The organism is Pseudomonas sp. ZT5P21, assembly GCF_054897785.1.
On the sequence record NZ_CM142705.1, the window covers coordinates 2180787 to 2196197 of the forward strand.

Annotated in this window: 18 protein-coding genes; 11 read left to right on the forward strand and 7 right to left on the reverse strand. The window is 59.7% G+C overall.

The features are described 5' to 3' along the window. Positions 1 to 29 precede the first annotated feature (29 nt). On the reverse strand, positions 30 to 836 hold the full coding sequence (locus tag ACYZT9_RS10025) for a TatD family hydrolase (protein WP_462009641.1): 807 nt from the start codon (positions 834 to 836) through the stop codon (positions 30 to 32). A 234-nt stretch (positions 837 to 1070) separates the two neighbouring features. Between ACYZT9_RS10025 and ACYZT9_RS10030 the strand changes: the two genes are divergently transcribed. The 3 genes from ACYZT9_RS10030 to ACYZT9_RS10040 all read left to right on the forward strand — a co-directional run bounded on the left by ACYZT9_RS10030 (position 1071) and on the right by ACYZT9_RS10040 (position 3590). Then, positions 1071 to 2492 (forward strand): MltF family protein, encoded by a 1422-nt coding sequence (locus ACYZT9_RS10030; protein ID WP_462009642.1) that lies wholly within the window; start codon positions 1071 to 1073, stop codon positions 2490 to 2492. Between the two features lie 106 nt (positions 2493 to 2598). After that, positions 2599 to 3033, forward strand: a complete 435-nt coding sequence (locus ACYZT9_RS10035; protein WP_462009643.1) for a DoxX family protein — start codon at positions 2599 to 2601, stop codon at positions 3031 to 3033. A gap of 248 nt (positions 3034 to 3281) precedes the next feature. Continuing rightward, on the forward strand, positions 3282 to 3590 hold the full coding sequence (locus ACYZT9_RS10040; protein WP_462009644.1) for a class I SAM-dependent methyltransferase: 309 nt from the start codon (positions 3282 to 3284) through the stop codon (positions 3588 to 3590). A gap of 2 nt (positions 3591 to 3592) precedes the next feature. Here the strand turns inward: ACYZT9_RS10040 and greB are convergent, their stop codons facing one another. Genes greB through ACYZT9_RS10055 form a run of 3 tightly spaced genes read right to left on the reverse strand, consistent with a single transcriptional unit; the run spans position 3593 to position 7312 of the window. Continuing rightward, positions 3593 to 4090, reverse strand: a complete 498-nt coding sequence (greB, locus tag ACYZT9_RS10045) for a transcription elongation factor GreB (RefSeq protein WP_462009645.1) — start codon at positions 4088 to 4090, stop codon at positions 3593 to 3595. Between the two features lie 34 nt (positions 4091 to 4124). Beyond that, positions 4125 to 6629: an ABC transporter permease gene (locus ACYZT9_RS10050; protein ID WP_462009646.1), complete on the reverse strand. Its 2505-nt coding sequence runs from the start codon at positions 6627 to 6629 to the stop codon at positions 4125 to 4127. Next, on the reverse strand, positions 6629 to 7312 hold the full coding sequence (locus ACYZT9_RS10055) for an ABC transporter ATP-binding protein (protein WP_462009647.1): 684 nt from the start codon (positions 7310 to 7312) through the stop codon (positions 6629 to 6631). Before ACYZT9_RS10055 ends, ACYZT9_RS10050 begins: the two co-directional genes overlap by 1 nt. Positions 7313 to 7322: 10 nt before the next feature. Between ACYZT9_RS10055 and ACYZT9_RS10060 the strand changes: the two genes are divergently transcribed. From ACYZT9_RS10060 to ACYZT9_RS10070, 3 genes are all read left to right on the forward strand, one after another. After that, positions 7323 to 7928, forward strand: a complete 606-nt coding sequence (locus tag ACYZT9_RS10060) for an arylesterase (protein ID WP_462009648.1) — start codon at positions 7323 to 7325, stop codon at positions 7926 to 7928. A 56-nt stretch (positions 7929 to 7984) separates the two neighbouring features. Further along, on the forward strand, positions 7985 to 8278 hold the full coding sequence (locus ACYZT9_RS10065) for a hypothetical protein (RefSeq protein WP_008017853.1): 294 nt from the start codon (positions 7985 to 7987) through the stop codon (positions 8276 to 8278). Between the two features lie 219 nt (positions 8279 to 8497). Continuing rightward, positions 8498 to 9469, forward strand: a complete 972-nt coding sequence (locus tag ACYZT9_RS10070) for a L,D-transpeptidase family protein (protein WP_462009649.1) — start codon at positions 8498 to 8500, stop codon at positions 9467 to 9469. A 124-nt stretch (positions 9470 to 9593) separates the two neighbouring features. On the opposite strand, the gene oprI is transcribed toward ACYZT9_RS10070, so the two are convergent. Continuing rightward, positions 9594 to 9845 (reverse strand): outer membrane lipoprotei OprI, encoded by a 252-nt coding sequence (oprI, locus tag ACYZT9_RS10075; protein ID WP_002553018.1) that lies wholly within the window; start codon positions 9843 to 9845, stop codon positions 9594 to 9596. Between the two features lie 641 nt (positions 9846 to 10486). Here oprI and ACYZT9_RS10080 point away from each other — a divergent pair. Then, positions 10487 to 10774: a GNAT family N-acetyltransferase gene (locus ACYZT9_RS10080; RefSeq protein WP_008057026.1), complete on the forward strand. Its 288-nt coding sequence runs from the start codon at positions 10487 to 10489 to the stop codon at positions 10772 to 10774. A 60-nt stretch (positions 10775 to 10834) separates the two neighbouring features. Here the strand turns inward: ACYZT9_RS10080 and ACYZT9_RS10085 are convergent, their stop codons facing one another. Further along, entirely contained in the window at positions 10835 to 11911 is a 1077-nt protein-coding gene (locus ACYZT9_RS10085; RefSeq protein WP_462009650.1) for a 3-deoxy-7-phosphoheptulonate synthase, read from the reverse strand. A 127-nt stretch (positions 11912 to 12038) separates the two neighbouring features. After that, positions 12039 to 12482: a PilZ domain-containing protein gene (locus ACYZT9_RS10090; RefSeq protein WP_462009651.1), complete on the reverse strand. Its 444-nt coding sequence runs from the start codon at positions 12480 to 12482 to the stop codon at positions 12039 to 12041. Between ACYZT9_RS10090 and ACYZT9_RS10095 the strand changes: the two genes are divergently transcribed. From ACYZT9_RS10095 to ACYZT9_RS10110, 4 genes are all read left to right on the forward strand, one after another. Beyond that, a complete protein-coding gene (locus ACYZT9_RS10095) occupies positions 12481 to 12867 on the forward strand; it encodes a YbbN family protein (RefSeq protein WP_462009652.1) in 387 nt (128 codons plus the stop codon). The genes ACYZT9_RS10090 and ACYZT9_RS10095 overlap by 2 nt on opposite strands. After that, the gene (locus ACYZT9_RS10100; RefSeq protein WP_462009653.1) at positions 12864 to 13820 is read left to right on the forward strand and encodes a putative 2-dehydropantoate 2-reductase; all 957 of its coding nucleotides are present in this window, start codon (positions 12864 to 12866) and stop codon (positions 13818 to 13820) included. Before ACYZT9_RS10095 ends, ACYZT9_RS10100 begins: the two co-directional genes overlap by 4 nt. Positions 13821 to 13845: 25 nt before the next feature. Then, complete coding sequence (locus ACYZT9_RS10105) at positions 13846 to 14751, forward strand: 5'-nucleotidase (protein ID WP_462009654.1); 906 nt, start codon at positions 13846 to 13848, stop codon at positions 14749 to 14751. A 94-nt stretch (positions 14752 to 14845) separates the two neighbouring features. Next, positions 14846 to 15349 (forward strand): universal stress protein, encoded by a 504-nt coding sequence (locus tag ACYZT9_RS10110; RefSeq protein WP_462009655.1) that lies wholly within the window; start codon positions 14846 to 14848, stop codon positions 15347 to 15349. Positions 15350 to 15411: the final 62 nt, after the last annotated feature.

Consider the following 15411-nt stretch of genomic DNA (forward strand, 5'->3'; position numbering starts at 1 on the left):
CTTCGCGAGCAAGCTCGCTCCTACAATGTTTATTCCACTGTTGGCAGCCCGAAAAAGGCCCGTGCACACGCGGTGCTGTGTGCCGCCAGTTCTTCCTCGCTTTCCCCGCGATGCAACGCCACTTCCCGCAACACTTCAGTCAGATAAGCCGGTTCGTTGCGACCATTCTTCGGCTTTGGCCGCAAGCTGCGCGGTAGCAGATACGGCGCATCACTCTCCAGCATCAACCGCCCGCGCTTGATTTCTTTCACCAGCGGATGCAAATGCGTGCCGCGACGCTCGTCGCAGATCCAGCCGGTGATGCCGATGTGCAGGTCCAGGTCGAGGTAGCTGAACAGCGCTTTCTTCTCGCCGGTGAAACAATGCACCACGGCGGCGGGTAATTGATCGCGGTAATCCCGAAGAATTTCCAGCAAGCGCTGACTGGCGTCGCGCTCGTGGAGGAACACCGGCAGTTGCAGTTCGACTGCCATCGCCAGGTGCTCTTCGAGGACTTTTTCCTGTTGCGGACGCGGCGAGAAATCGCGATTGAAATCCAGGCCGCATTCGCCCACGGCCACCACGTTCGGTTCTATAAGCAAACTGCGCAGACGCTGGGCGCTGTCGGCGTTCCAGTCGCTGGCCGAGTGCGGGTGAATACCGGCGGTGGCGAACAGTTGTTGCGCCGTGTCATCCAGGCGCTGGCACAGTTCCAGCGCCTGTTCACTGCCCTCGACACTGGTGCCGGTGAGCACCAATTGGCAGACCCCGGCCGCATACGCGCGGTCGAGTACAGCCTGGTGCTTGTCGGCAAAACCGGGGTTGGTCAGGTTGACGCCGATATCGATGAGTTGCATGGTGCTACCTCGGACCAAAGGCCGGAAAGCATACCAGAGCTCAAGATTTATAAGAAAAGCCAAGAACTACAACGAGTTAACGCTGTCTTTTGATGCCGCGAGGCAAGCCGGGGTGGTCAGCGTGCCATCAGTGTGCCAGTCTTTCGCACTTTGCCAGCGCTCAAGGCGCTCTGTTTCTGTCGTTCGATTTCAAACTTTTGTTGAAATCTGCCCAGTATTCTTTTCGGAGAGTGGATGATACGTCCCTCGATTTTGTTACTGCTGTGTGGTTCGTTGCTGCTGCCGATGCCGGCGGTCGCGCGTCTGGCCGGCCCGCTGCAAGCTATGCCGGCGGCCAAGGTGCGCGATCTGCAGGAAATCCGCAGCAGCCGTGTGCTGAAGGTGCTGGTCAACCAGAGCCGCAACAGCTCCGGCGAAGTCCAGGGCCAGGCCATCGGCGTCGAATACCATCGATTGCGTGCATTCGAGCAATACCTCAACGGCCACGCCCGCGACGGTCAGGAAGTTACTCTCAAGATCATCCCCAAAGCCAAGGATCAACTGCTCGGCGCATTACAGCGCGGGGAGGGTGATCTGGTTGCTCCGGGGGAACTGCTCGATCTGCAGCCGGGTTACGCCGTCAGCACCAGTGAGCCTGTTTCCAGCAGCGTCCCGCTGGTGCTGGTCGGGATCAAAGGCGAGAAACGCTACACCCACCTTGAACAACTTTCCGGTAAAACCCTGGCATTGCCCACCGGCAGCGCCGCCGGGGAAGCGATCAGTCAGATCAATCAAAAACTTGCCCTGCACAAACTGGCGCCGGTGAAAATCGAGTGGGTCGATCCGAGTCTGGCGGTCGAAGACGTGCTGGAGATGGTTCAGGGCGGCATCTTTCACCTGACGATCGTCGAGTTACCGATTGCCGAGCGCTGGGGCAAGATCCTGCCCAGGCTGCGCTTTGATCGGCAGGTGCTGATCAGCGAGCCAGGAGAGGAATTCTGGTTCGTGCGTCGCGATGCGTCGATGCTGCGGGCGAGCATCGATCGTTTCCTGACCGGTTACAAAAAGCCCTCGGACCAGGACGCGGCGTTCCTGAGGATCTATCGGCGCCTGTATCAAGTGCACTATCCGTTGGCCAAGGCCGATCGCCAGCGCCTGGAAAAACTTCGACCGGTGCTGCAGAAGCACGCCGATGCCCAAGGCATGGACTGGCTGAACCTGGCGGCACTGGCGTTCAAGGAATCCGCCCTGCAGCCCAATGCCCGCAGCCGTAGCGGCCCCACCGGCTTGATGCAGATCACCCCGTCCGCCGCCCAGCGTGTGGGGGTCAGTAACATTCAGGACCTCGACGCCAACGTGCAGGCCGGGGCCAAGTACCTGGCGATGATTCGCCGCAAATTTTTTGCCAGTCCCAAACTCAACGAGCGTGAGCGCATGGCGTTCGTGCTGGCGGCCTACAATATCGGGCCGGAGCGGGTTCAGGGCATGCGCGCGGAGGCGCGGCGACGGGGATTGAATCCCAATCAATGGTTCTTCCAGGTCGAGCGCATCGCCATGGAGCAGGTGGGAATGGGGCCTGTCAGCTATGTTAATAGCGTGAACAAGTATTATCTGGCGTTTGACAGGGAGCGGGAGTCGTTGGAGCCGCAGAGTCAGAAAGTTGCCTCGCGGAAATGATCTACTAAGCTGATCGTTATGGCGAAAAAATTGCGCTTTTAACATTGGATTTATTGATTAGTATGACGGCCAACCAACACACAACTCTCAAAATGGATGACACAGCATGAGCACACTGATCAACAAGGTACTGTTTACCCGCGCTGGCTACGGCCTGACTGTTCTGCGGATATTCGTCGGCATCATCTTCGCGGCCCACGGCTCGCAGAAACTCTTCGGGGCGTTCGGTGGTTACGGTCTGGCCGGCACCGCGCAGTATATGGAGAGCATCGGTCTGGCGCCGGGCTACCTGATGGCGACGCTGGCGGGCGGTACTGAGTTCTTCGGCGGTCTTGCCTTGATCATCGGCTTGTTGGTCCGTCCGGCAGCCCTCGGTCTGACCTTCCTCTCGCTGGTGGCGATCTTCTCGGTGCACCTCCCTAACGGTTTGTTCATGGCCAACAACGGTTATGAATTCGCCCTGGCCCTGCTGGGTGGCAGCATCGCCGTGCTGATCGAAGGCGCCGGCAAACTGTCGGCCGACCGCGCCATCGCTGGCTGACCGCTCTGGCTCAACGAAAAGGCCCGCATCGCGCGGGCCTTTTTTGTTGTGCGTCATTCTTGACACTGTCCAGTCAGCTTCTCTAGGATGCTGCTCATGCGCCGATTTAAACAGCTACTTGCGGGGCGCCAGGTGACTCATCGAGTCGCCTGTAGAAGCTTGAAACAGGCTTCGAAATACCGCTAAAGCGCTGGTTCGGTGTTGCCTCTCACCTGCCATGCAGACTTTTGAGGCAGAGACACGACACGATGAATGCACTAAGCCCCGTTGTACGCCCCGCGCCGATCACGGCACACCTCACCCAGCGCAATCCAAAAATCCTGCTTGGCGGCAAACATCAGCCGACGCTCTTGCGTTACCTCGATGGCTGGCCGCGTCGCACTGGTGGGCCCGCCGCGTTCCTGATTCAATTTGTCGAAGACGGTGAGTCTCTGGTTCGATTCTCCAGCGACAGTTTCGACCTGGCAGTGATTCAGTCGCCTAGCGTCGAAGACGCACCCGAAGTGATCAGGCAACTGACCCGCGTTGCCCGACAAGGATTGATCACCCGCCGCTGAGGTTATGGATAGTCGATCGCCACGATGTACACGCACTGCTCGCCGGTCGGAGTCTGGACTCGAACTTCGGCGTCCAGTGCCTTGCCGATCAGGGCGCGTGCCAGCGGTGAGTCGATACTGATAAGGCCCAGTTTCAAGTCCAGTTCATCCGGGCCGACGATGCGGTAGCGCGACTCCTTCCCGTCTTCGTCCTCGATCGTCACCCAGGCGCCGAAGTAAACCTTGTTCGGATCGCTCGGCTTTTCGCTGACAACCTTGAGTGCTTCCAGGCGTTTGGTAAGAAAACGCACGCGACTGTCGATCTCGCGCAGCATCTTTTTGCCGTAGGTGTATTCGGCGTTCTCGGAACGATCACCTTGCGCCGCGGCCTCGCTGACCGATTGTGTGACCTGCGGTCGGCGCACATGCCAGAGATCATGAAACTCCGCCCGCATCCGCGCTTCTCCTTCGGGGGTGATCAGCGCGGTGCCAGCAGTGCGGGGAGGGCGATAACGGCTCATGGCAATTTCTTGTGGTTGAGAAGGTTCGAGTCTATCAACCCTCGCGCAAGACTGTCAGGGGGCTGGCGTTCAAGGCACGGCGGGTGCCGAATACGCCGGCACCGCCGATCAGCGCAGCGCCGATCAATGGCATTACCAATAGCCACGGATGCGGGTGCCAAGGCAGATCGAACGCGTAACGGTACAGCACCAGGCTCACCAGTTCCGAGCCCAGGGCTGCGAGCAACCCGCTGACCGCGCCGAGCAGACCGAACTCGATTCGCCGGGCTTTGACCAGCAGTTGACGCTCGGCCCCCAGCGCTCGCAACAATGCGCCTTGACGAATGCGTTCATCCAGCGTCGCTTGCAGACCCGAGAACAACACCGCCATCCCCGCCGCCAACACGAACAACAACACGTATTCCACCGCCAGGGTGACCTGGGCGAGAATGCTGCGCAGTTGCTCCAGCAAGGCTTCGACTTGCAGGATGGTCACCGCTGGAAAGGCACGGGACAGGTCGACAATCTGCTGATCATGACCGGCCACCAGATAAAAGCTGGTCAGGTAAGTCGCCGGTAAGTCCTTCAATGTTCCCGGTTGGAAAATCATGAAGAAGTTCGGCTGGAAGTTGTCCCAGTTGATCTCCCGCAGGCTGGTGACTTTTGCTTCGCGATTGACGCCGCCGACGGTAAACACCATGTGATCGCCCAGCTTGAGCTTCAGGCTTTCGGCGACTTTGCCTTCTACCGACACGCCGGGAATATCGTCCGCTGGCTGTTCGCTCCACCAATTGCCCGAGGTGAGCTTATTGCCCGCCGGCAGGTCCGCCGCCCAGGTCAGGCTCAGGTCACGCTGGATCGCCCGATCTCCGGCCGAGTCCTTGCTGACGATGTCCTGCACCGGCTCGCCGTTGATGCTTATCAAGCGTCCTGGCACCACTGGGTACAGCGGCGCCGATTGCGCCGACAGTTCGATCAGGCGATCGGTAAAGGCCTGTTTGTCCGCCGGCAAAATGTTCAACGCGAAATAGTTCGGCGCGTTTTTCGGCAACTGATTCTGCCAGGTGTCCAGCAGTTCACCGCGCAACAGGGCGATCAATGCCATGGACAGCAGAATCAAACCGAAGGCCAGCGATTGGCCTGCCGCCGCCAGTGGATGGCGCAGCAATTGACCCAGCCCGAGACGCCACGGCAACGAAGCTCGCGCGAGCATCCGGCGCAGGCTTTTCAGAAGCAGCAACAGTAATCCACCCAGCACCAGCGCCGCAATCACGCCACCGCCGAGCAGGGCGAAAGTCAGCAGCAGATCCAGACTCAGGCGCCACATGATCAAGCCAAGTGCACCCAAGGCTGCGCCGTAGACCATCCAGGTACTGGAAGGAATCGGCAGCATGTCGCGGCGCAATACCCGCAATGGCGGAACCCGGCCTAGCGCCGCGAGGGGCGGCAAGGCAAAACCGGCCAGTGCCACCAGCCCGGTGCCGATCCCGGCGATGGCCGGAAACAGACCGCCCGGTGGAACGTCGGTCGGCAACAAATCATGCAGCAGCGCGAACAGGCCAAGTTGTGCCAGCCAGCCAATCAGCGCGCCGCTGATGCTGGCCAACAGTCCGAGCACCGTCAGCTGCAAACTGAACAGCACCATGGTTTCCCGACGGGACAGTCCCAGGCAGCGCAACAACGCGCTGGCATCGAAGCGGCGGGTGGCGAAACGCGTCGCTGACAGCGCCACCGCCACACCGGACAGCAGAACCGCCACCAGACTCGCCATGTTCAAGTAACGTTCGGCCTTGCCCAGCGCGCCGCCGATCTGCCGGTTGCCATCGCGTGCATCCTGAATGCGCTGGTTGGCGGCAAGGCCAGGTTTGATCAGTTGACGGTAGGTTTCCAGCGCTTCGGCTTTGCCGCGCCAGAGTTCGCGGTAACTGACGCGGCTACCAGGTTGCACCACACCGGTGGCGGCGAGGTCGCTGAGGTTGATCAGCACGCGCGGCGTCAGGCTGTAGAAATTGCCGGCGCGATCCGGTTCGTAGGTCAACACTCGCGCAAGTTTCAGAGTGCGCGTGCCGACGTCGATGCTGTCGCCGATCTTCAGGTCCAGCGCGGTTAGCAGCCGTGCTTCGACCCAGGCCTCACCGGGTTTCGGTCCTCCACCGATCTCTTCCGCAGCAAAGGGGGCGGGCGCGCTTTTGAGTTCGCCGCGCAAGGGATAGACATCGTCGGCGGCTTTGATGCTGGACAGCTGAATGCCGTCGTCGGTGGCGATGACGCTGGAGAACTCCACCACCTGCGCATGTTCAAGGCCCAGCTCCGTACCGCTTTTGATCTGTTCGGGGCGTGCGGGCGAACTGCCTTCAAGCAGCAGATCGGCGCCGAGAAATTCGGTGGCGCGCAGCATCATGGCGCCATTCAGCCGGGCGCCGAAGTAACCGATGGCGGTACTCGCCGCCACCGCCACCAGCAACGCGAAGAACAACACTCGCAGCTCGCCGGCGCGGGCGTCGCGCAGCAGTTGGCGGAGGGCAAGACTGAACAGGCGCAACAGCGGCAGACGTGCCATCAAGGCTCCAGAGGGGCGACCAGCAGGCCGGCTTCAAGTCGGATCAGGCGCCGGCAGCGATGTGCCAGGCGTTCATCGTGGGTCACCAGCACCAGAGTCGTGCCGCGCTCCTTGTTCAGTTCGAACAGCAAGTCGCTAATGCGCTCGCCGGTGTGGCTGTCGAGGTTGCCGGTAGGTTCATCGGCGAACAGCACATCGGGCTCGGCGGCAAACGCACGGGCAATCGCGACGCGCTGCTGTTCGCCACCGGAGAGCTGGCGCGGCGAGTGGGTCAGGCGCTGGCCGAGGCCGACCCTTTGCAGAAATTCAGTGGCGCGCTCGCGGGCGTCTTTGCGGCCATCGAGTTCCAGCGGCAGCATGACGTTCTCCAGGGCGTTGAGACTGTCGAGCAGCTGAAAGGACTGGAACACAAAACCGACGTGTTCGGCACGGATGCGCGCGCGTTGGTCTTCATCGAGATTGCTCAGGCCCTGGCCAGCGAGGGTGACTTCGCCGCTGCTCGGCAGGTCGAGGCCGGCGAGCAGACCGAGGAGGGTGGATTTGCCCGAACCGGAAGCGCCGACGATGGCCAGGCTGTCGCCCTTGTTCAGTTCCAGGCTGAGTTCGTGCAGGATAGTCAGTTCACCTTCCGCGCTGGGAACCACTTTGCTGAGGTTCTTCGCGGTGAGAATGCTTGCGCCCATGGAGAATCCGATGCGTGTGTGGTTTTTGAGTGCTGGCCTGGCCTTGATGTGCATGGCCCAGAACGCAGCGGCGGGTACAGTCCTGATCGTTGGCGATAGTATCAGCGCGGGTTTCGGACTGGATACCCGCGTCGGGTGGGTCTCGTTGCTTGAGCAACGGCTCAAACGCGAAGGTTTCGACGATAAGGTGGTCAATGCGTCCATCAGCGGCGACACCAGTGCCGGAGGCCAGGCGCGCCTGCCTGCGCTGCTTGCAGAGCATAAGCCGGAGCTGGTGATCCTCGAGTTGGGCGGCAACGACGGCCTGCGCGGAATGCTGCCAACGCAATTGCAACAAAACCTTGCAGCAATGATCGACAGCTCCCGCGCCAGTGGGGCGAAGGTGCTGCTGCTCGGCATGCAACTGCCACCCAACTACGGCGCGCGCTACACCAAGGCTTTCGCCGAGGTCTACAGCAACGTCGCCAATGAGAAAAAAATCCCGCTGGTGCCGTTTTTTCTCGACGGCGTGGGCGGTCATCCAGATCTGATGCAGGCCGACGGCTTGCACCCCGCTGCGGGGGCTCAGGACAAGTTGCTGGAAAATGTCTGGCCGACACTGAAACCGCTGCTTTGACGCTTTTCTAGCGGCGGCGTTTCGGCTAAGGTGGCGCCCCCGATTTGGAGCCGCCGATGCCGCGTCCCGCCTGGTCACTTTTTGCCTACCAACTGATCGAGCCTGACGAACAGCTGGATCTGTTCGCCTGTCAGGAAGTGCGGGTACATCTGGTGACCCGTCAACTTGAGCTGGGCGGCTCGGCCGATCGCACCTTGTGCGGCAGCCTGCTTCCGGCGCAGCCGCGCTGGTCGGGCGTCGACCGCCGCGTTTTTCAGGACCAGCGCCTGTGCTCGCTGTGCCGGGCGATTCTGGAATCGCAGAAACGCGGCACTTCGCCGATTTGGCCAGAGCTGCGTTTCGAGCTTTGATAGCCGGGCGTTTTTTTACCCCTGAAAAAGCGCGTCGACCCTCAGGCCTCCATCACGACTAAGCCCGGCAATGCCATACAACCACAAGCCCCGATCAACAAGCCCGCATTCTGATTTCCCGGCCAATGCACGCTCTATCAGTGCGTCTCCCCGAATACCGAAGCGCCAGTGTACAATCGCGTTCTTAAACCCTAGTCGAATATGCGAAGGATTTTCCGGATGTTGCCGCGCTTTCCTGCCGTCACCCGCTGCCTGACGCTTGCCGCCCTTTGTGCGACAGGCCCCGTAGCAGCATTGGAGTTGCCCCTGCCACCGCCCGGTGAAGACATCATCGGTCAGGTTCAGGTCATCAAGGCCAAGTACGAAGACACCTTCGCCGACCTTGGCACCACTTACGATCTGGGTTACACGGAAATGCTCGCGGCCAACCCGGGTGTCGATGCATGGCTGCCGGGCGCCGGCACCGAAGTCGTTCTGCCGACCCGCTTCATCCTGCCGCCAGGACCGCGTGAAGGCATCGTCATCAACCTGGCTGAATACCGCCTCTACTACTTTCCGAAAGGCCGGAATGTGGTTTACACCTTTCCGCTGGGCATAGGCCGTGAGGGTTGGGGTTCACCGATCGCTCACACCACCATCACGGCCAAGACGCCGAACCCGACCTGGACGCCTCCAGCCTCGATCAAGGCCGAGCACCTGGCAGACGGTGACCCGTTGCCAAACGTCGTTCCGGCCGGCCCGGACAACCCGCTGGGGCCGTTCAAATTCAGCCTGGGCACGCCGGGTTATCTGATCCACGGCTCGAACAAGAAGTTCGGCATCGGTATGCGCACGAGCCATGGTTGCTTCCGCATGTTCAACAACAATGTGCTGGAGATGGCTGGCATGGTGCCGGTCGGTACGTCGGTGCGGATCATCAACGACCCGTACAAATTCGGCATAAGCGGCGGCAAGGTCTATCTGGAAGCGCACACACCGCTGGACGACAAAGGCAACCCGTCTGTAGTCGACAAGCACACCGCCGTGATCAACGCGATGCTCAAGCGTGAGGACATCACCAACAACCTGCGCATGAACTGGGATGTAGTCCGTGATGTGGTGGCCGCTGAAGATGGCCTGCCGGTGGAAATCGCCGTGCCGAACACTTCCGCGCCGATGGTCACGAGTGCACCGCTCGACCCGCTGCAGTAAGGCTTGAACGGATCCCGCCGATGCAGGCTGCGTCGGCGGGTTTTTTATGGCCGGTACAAAACGATCGCCCATAAAAAAGCCGACCCAAAAAATGGGTCGGCTTGATAACAATCCCGAAGGATTATTACTTGCGGCTAGCTTTGTCCAGCATGCGCAGAGCACGCTCGTTAGCTTCGTCAGCAGTCTGTTGTGCTTTTTGAGCAGCAGCCAGAGCTTCATCAGCTTTACGGTAAGCTTCGTCTGCACGAGCCTGGGAGCGAGCAGCTGCGTCTTCAGTAGCGGTCAGACGTGCTTCGGTTTCTTTCGATACGCTGCTGCAACCGGTAGCCAGAACTGCGGCCAGAGCCAGAGCAGAGAATTTCAGAACGTTGTTCATCGTGTTCCCCTTCAAGGACTTTCTATTAAGTAGCTGTCTCCTCAGAGTGAGGAAATAGCCGGCGTACATACTACCCATTACTTGTCGTAAGTAAACTGACGTAAAGCAAGAAGCAAAAAAAATTGTAGGCGTTGATTCTTTTTCGAGCAACTTTTACTTGCGATTGATTAAAAAATATCCAGCTGCAAGGCCCGCGCTGAGCGAGTTGGCATGAAAAAGTTCCCGGCGACGCGACTGTTTTCGCGGTCTTGGCTAAACTCTGTCTACATGGATTCGTCTACACTTTTGTTCGGGATTTGCGCGACACCTCTCATATCTTTCTCCTAGTTGAGGTGACTTAAAAGAAGGGCGCTCGTCTTAAGTCTCAACATCCGGCAATGTTCAGGCGATCGACCACCCGAGATCTTCGGTCGAGGCGTCCCTGCGTAACCCCGGAGCAGCACCTGCCCAGCCTGCGTAATGACGAGCGTGCCTTGAGCATTTTCTGCCAATGGCGCCTACTATTTGATACGTGCTCGGTTGCGCGAGATCGGTGCAGCTCTTCTCGGTGTCCATCCAGGCACGGGGTGGCGTAGATGTTCCTTCGCCGGAAAAACATCGGTAAGGTAGGGGTCGGAATCAAAGACCCGCGAGGAGTAGTGATGAGTGAGGCGTTGTCCATCCACCATGACCAGGCTGGTCATCAGTTCGAGACCAATGTGGACGGTCATCGTGCCTACCTGACCTATATGGACCTGGGGAAACAGACCCTGGATATCTATCGCACCTTTGTGCCCAATGCGTTGCGTGGTCGCGGCATTGCGGCAGCCTTGACGGAGAAGGCGCTGGAGTACGCCGAGGAAATGGGCTACACCGTCATTCCTTCGTGTTCCTACGTGGAGCGCTACATGGAGCGTCACCAGCGGCATGCAGCCAAGCTGAGCCAGTAAAACGAACGCATAAAAAAACGCCGGGTTTAGCCCGGCGTTTTTTTGTGCGCTGAAAAGTGATCAGGTGCGATCACGTTTCGGCAGCACGTTCTTGAGCTTGGCATGCATGCTGCGCAAGGTGGTTTCGGTGGCGGACCAATCGATGCAGGCATCGGTGATCGACACGCCGTATTGCAGGTCGGCGAGGTCTTTCGGAATAGCCTGGCAGCCCCAGTTCAGGTGACTTTCGACCATCAGGCCGATGATCGACTGGTTGCCTTCGAGGATCTGGTTGGCGACGTTCTCCATCACCAGCGGTTGCAGTGCCGGGTCCTTGTTGGAATTGGCGTGGCTGCAGTCGACCATGATGTTCGGCTTGATCTTCGCCTTGTTCAGCGCCTGCTCGCACAGTGCAACGCTGACCGAATCGTAGTTCGGTTTGCCGTTGCCGCCGCGCAGCACCACGTGGCCGTAGGCATTGCCCTTGGTGGTCACGATCGACACGCCACCTTCCTGGTTGATTCCCAGGAAACGATGCGGGCTGGAAACCGATTGCAGGGCGTTGATCGCCACCGTCAGGCCGCCGTCGGTGCCGTTCTTGAAGCCAACGGCCGAAGACAGGCCGGACGCCATCTCACGGTGAGTCTGGGATTCAGTGGTGCGAGCGCCAATGGCCGACCAGCTGATCAGGTCTTGCAGGTATTGCGGTGAGATCGGGTCGAGGGCTTCGGTAGCCGTCGGCAGGCCCATCTCGGCCAAGTCCAGCAGCAACTGACGACCGATGTGCAGGCCGTCCTGAATCTTGAAGGAGTCGTCCAGGTACGGGTCGTTGATCAAGCCTTTCCAGCCGACGGTGGTGCGTGGCTTCTCGAAATAAACGCGCATGACCAGATACAGGGTGTCGGACACTTCCGCAGCAAGTACCTTCAGACGCTCGGCGTACTCGTGAGCAGCCTTGATGTCGTGGATCGAGCACGGCCCAATGACGACAAACAGGCGGTGGTCGGTGCCATCAAGAATGTTGCGAATGACTTCGCGACCCTTGGTGACGGTGCGCAGGGCGGCGTCGCTCACAGGGATATCACGCTTGAGCTGATCGGGAGTGATCAGCGTCTCGTTGGAGGCGACGTTTAGGTCGTTGATCGGTAAATCAGCCATCGTTTACTCGTCAGTCACGGGTGCCGGCCGCCAGCGAACCCGCGCGGCGGAGCACAGCAAATTAAGCGCGTCGGGGAGCGGAACCTTAGCGCGTTACACCGTGGCTCGACAATGGGCAGACACCGGTTTAATCCAGCACCGCCTGTGCAAATGCCCTGAGAACCGTGTCGTGAGAAAACTCGTCAGCGTGTTGCTGGACCCATTCGAGGGCCAGCGCCTGGGTTTCCTGCAGATCGTCGTGGGCGTCATGCAAGCGACAGTAACGTTCGATCTGGCACACTTGTTCGCCCATCCGGGCACTGAACATCATCTGCTCGTCAACAAAGGCAATGCCCACCAAATAACCACGCTTGCGTCGCAGGCACCAGGCCACGTAGCCCAGATAACGCAAATCGGGGTTCAACGTCGGCATGCGTACTTCCAGCGCCGTACCGTAGCGCCAGGCGCGGTGGTAATTGCAAGCCATGCCCCCGAGACTGATAGTGTGCAGCTGTTGTCGTGAAATACACTCAGGTCTGAGTAACGTTAATTCGACGGGCACATCGTCAGGATGAGGAATAAAACGTCCCATGAGCACGGACTCCCTGTGTCGGCCATCTGACATTGTTTCCCCCAGTATAGTGGTCGAATTGGAACTGACCGATTTTGACGCCGACCAACGGTTGCTGGCGATGAGCGGCGTATCGCTGGTTATTTTCACCAGCGTGGGCTGCGCCAGCTGCCGTTTTACCCGTGAGCAATTGCCAAGGTTCGATCTGGACGCCGATCGCTTGTGCTGGATCGATGCCGGGGACAATGGCGGGGTGGTCGAGCGATACCAGGTCTTTCATTTGCCGGCGCTGTTTGTGGTGCGCGACGGTGAGTTCTTCGGGGCACTAAAATCACGTCTGACCCGTATCGAGCTCAACAAAGCCGTGGGTCAGGCATTGATCAGAACAGCAGAGGAATTGCCATGACGGGTGCAGTTGCCAAGCCGACCATCGGTATTATCGGAACCGGTGCGATCGGTGGTTTCTACGGATTGATGCTGGCGCGTGCCGGTTTCGATGTGCATTTTCTGTTGCGCAGTGAATTTTCAGCGGTGGCTGAACGTGGGTTGCAACTCGACAGCGCGGTGCACGGTACGCTGACGTTGCATCCGGTTCAGGCCTATTCGTCGGCCGAAGACATGCCGCCCTGCGACTGGTTGCTGGTGGGCGCGAAGACCACCAGCAACGCCGATCTGGCGCCGGCGATCATCCAGGCGGCGGCACCGAACGCCAAGGTGCTGTTGCTGCAAAACGGACTGGATGTCGAAGACAGTCTGCGAGCCTTGCTCCCGAATTCCCTGCACCTGCTCGGCGGGCTCTGCCTGATCTGCGTGCATCGCACCGGTCCGGGCGCGATCACCCATCAAGCCCTTGGCGCGGTGAACGTCGGCTACCACAGCGGCCCCGCTGCCGACGAGCAGGCGCGCATGGCGATCGTCGAGGAGGGCGCCGGGTTGTTCCGCAGTGCCGGCATCGATTCCCAGGCCATGCCGAACCTGCATCAGGCGCGCTGGCAGAAACTGGTCTGGAATATTCCTTACAACGGCCTGTCGGTGTTGTTTGGCGCGGGCACCACGCCGTTGATGGCCGATGCCGACAGCCGGGAACTGATCAAGTCCTTGATGGCCGAAGTGGTGCAGGGCGCCAAGGCCTGCGGTCACGACATGCCGGCCGGTTATGCCGACTATCTGTTCATGATGACCGAAAAAATGCCGGACTACTGGCCGAGCATGTATCACGATTTCCTGCACAGGCGACCGCTGGAACTGGCGGCGATTTACGCCCGGCCACTGGCGGCGGCCAAGGCCGCCGGCTGCGAATTGCCGCGGATCGAAGCGTTGTATCGCAGTTTGAGTTTTATCGATCGACGTAACACCTGAGTCGATCAACCCGAGGGAGCAGGGCATGGCAAAGACGATTGACGACAAATTGGTGCTGGCGATTTCTTCGCGCGCGCTGTTCGATCTGAGCGAAAGCCACAAGGTTTATCTGTCGAGCGGCGTCGAGGCTTACCGGCAATATCAGATCGAACATGAAGACGAAATCCTTGAGCCCGGTGATGCCTTCCCGTTGGTGCAGAAACTCCTCAACCTCAATACCAGCCTCGGCCGTGCCAGGGTCGAGGTGATCCTGGTGTCGCGCAACAGCGCCGACACCGGGCTTCGGGTGTTCAACTCGATTCACCATTACGGGCTGGCGATCTCCCGTGCGGCGTTTGTCGGTGGGCGCAGTCCGTACCCGTATCTCAAAGCCTTTGGTTGCGACCTGTTCCTGTCGACCCACGCCGAAGACGTGCGCAGTGCGCTGGAGGCCGGTTTCGCGGCGGCGACCATTCTGTCGGGCGGTGCCAGCCGGGCGGCGAGCGATGAATTAAGGATTGCCTTCGACGGTGACGCGGTGCTGTTTTCCGACGAGTCGGAGCGTGTTTATCAGGCGGGTGGCCTGGAAGCGTTTCAGGCCAGCGAACGCGAAAGCGCTCGCGAGCCACTGCGCGGTGGGCCGTTCAAAGGCTTTCTCGCGGCGCTCAATCTGTTGCAGCGCGAGTTCCCCGAGGATGCCTGCCCGATCCGTACCGCGCTGGTCACCGCACGTTCGGCGCCGGCTCATGAGCGGGTGATCCGCACGTTGCGCGAGTGGGATATTCGCCTGGATGAATCGTTGTTTCTCGGCGGCCTGACCAAGTCCGCTTTCCTCGAAGCCTTTGCCGCCGACGTGTTTTTCGACGATCAGGCGGGCCATTGCGAATTGGCCCGCGAGGTGGTCGCTACCGGCCATGTGCCTCATGGCATAAGCAACGAGCAAAAGGTTTAAGCCCGTGGTTCAACGCGTTACGCGGGGCGTCGTACTCGCCAAGGCACTGCTAAGCTGAATCAATCTCCGCCATGTTGGCACTCTAGGAGGTCATATGATTCGTTCGATGCTGTATGCCACCGACCTCGGCCTGTACGCACCTTTGGTGATGCAGCATGCCTTGGCACTGGCTCGAACATTCAATGCCGACCTGTATGTGGTGCACGCGGTTGAACCCATGGGCCTGTTTGCCGAATCAGTGCTGCAGAGTTACCTCGACGAGCAAGCGCTGAACGAGTTTCACAGTCAGGGCTTGAACACGGTGATCGCCAATATCGAGCAGCGCGTACTCGACAGCTTTCGTGAAGAACTCGGCGATGAAGGGGAGCAGGACCTGGCACGGATACAAGCGGTGCGGGTGCTTCAGGGCGATCCATCGCAAGTGATTCTTGACCAGGCGCAGAAACTCTCCGTGGATTTGCTGATCGTAGGTAGTCATAGCCATGGTGCTGGCGCGGAAACGCCTTTGGGCAGGACGGCGGCGCGGGTTTTGCAGTTGTCTCGGGTCCCGGTCTACCTGGTGCCGCTGGTTGAACGCCGACGCCAAGGGGATCGCTAAAGCGCGAATAGTGGCAGTTTGATAAAAAGTTCTAGATTTATTCTTCAAACCATTAATATAGT

Coding starts and splice junctions, on each gene's coding strand:
- ACYZT9_RS10025 (WP_462009641.1), bottom strand. CDS start 836: ATGCAACTCATCGATATCGGCGTCAACCTGACCAACCCCGGTTTTGCC.
- ACYZT9_RS10030 (WP_462009642.1), top strand. CDS start 1,071: ATGATACGTCCCTCGATTTTGTTACTGCTGTGTGGTTCGTTGCTGCTG.
- ACYZT9_RS10035 (WP_462009643.1), top strand. CDS start 2,599: ATGAGCACACTGATCAACAAGGTACTGTTTACCCGCGCTGGCTACGGC.
- ACYZT9_RS10040 (WP_462009644.1), top strand. CDS start 3,282: ATGAATGCACTAAGCCCCGTTGTACGCCCCGCGCCGATCACGGCACAC.
- greB (WP_462009645.1), bottom strand. CDS start 4,090: ATGAGCCGTTATCGCCCTCCCCGCACTGCTGGCACCGCGCTGATCACC.
- ACYZT9_RS10050 (WP_462009646.1), bottom strand. CDS start 6,629: ATGGCACGTCTGCCGCTGTTGCGCCTGTTCAGTCTTGCCCTCCGCCAA.
- ACYZT9_RS10055 (WP_462009647.1), bottom strand. CDS start 7,312: ATGGGCGCAAGCATTCTCACCGCGAAGAACCTCAGCAAAGTGGTTCCC.
- ACYZT9_RS10060 (WP_462009648.1), top strand. CDS start 7,323: ATGCGTGTGTGGTTTTTGAGTGCTGGCCTGGCCTTGATGTGCATGGCC.
- ACYZT9_RS10065 (WP_008017853.1), top strand. CDS start 7,985: ATGCCGCGTCCCGCCTGGTCACTTTTTGCCTACCAACTGATCGAGCCT.
- ACYZT9_RS10070 (WP_462009649.1), top strand. CDS start 8,498: ATGTTGCCGCGCTTTCCTGCCGTCACCCGCTGCCTGACGCTTGCCGCC.
- oprI (WP_002553018.1), bottom strand. CDS start 9,845: ATGAACAACGTTCTGAAATTCTCTGCTCTGGCTCTGGCCGCAGTTCTG.
- ACYZT9_RS10080 (WP_008057026.1), top strand. CDS start 10,487: ATGAGTGAGGCGTTGTCCATCCACCATGACCAGGCTGGTCATCAGTTC.
- ACYZT9_RS10085 (WP_462009650.1), bottom strand. CDS start 11,911: ATGGCTGATTTACCGATCAACGACCTAAACGTCGCCTCCAACGAGACG.
- ACYZT9_RS10095 (WP_462009652.1), top strand. CDS start 12,481: ATGAGCACGGACTCCCTGTGTCGGCCATCTGACATTGTTTCCCCCAGT.
- ACYZT9_RS10090 (WP_462009651.1), bottom strand. CDS start 12,482: ATGGGACGTTTTATTCCTCATCCTGACGATGTGCCCGTCGAATTAACG.
- ACYZT9_RS10100 (WP_462009653.1), top strand. CDS start 12,864: ATGACGGGTGCAGTTGCCAAGCCGACCATCGGTATTATCGGAACCGGT.
- ACYZT9_RS10105 (WP_462009654.1), top strand. CDS start 13,846: ATGGCAAAGACGATTGACGACAAATTGGTGCTGGCGATTTCTTCGCGC.
- ACYZT9_RS10110 (WP_462009655.1), top strand. CDS start 14,846: ATGATTCGTTCGATGCTGTATGCCACCGACCTCGGCCTGTACGCACCT.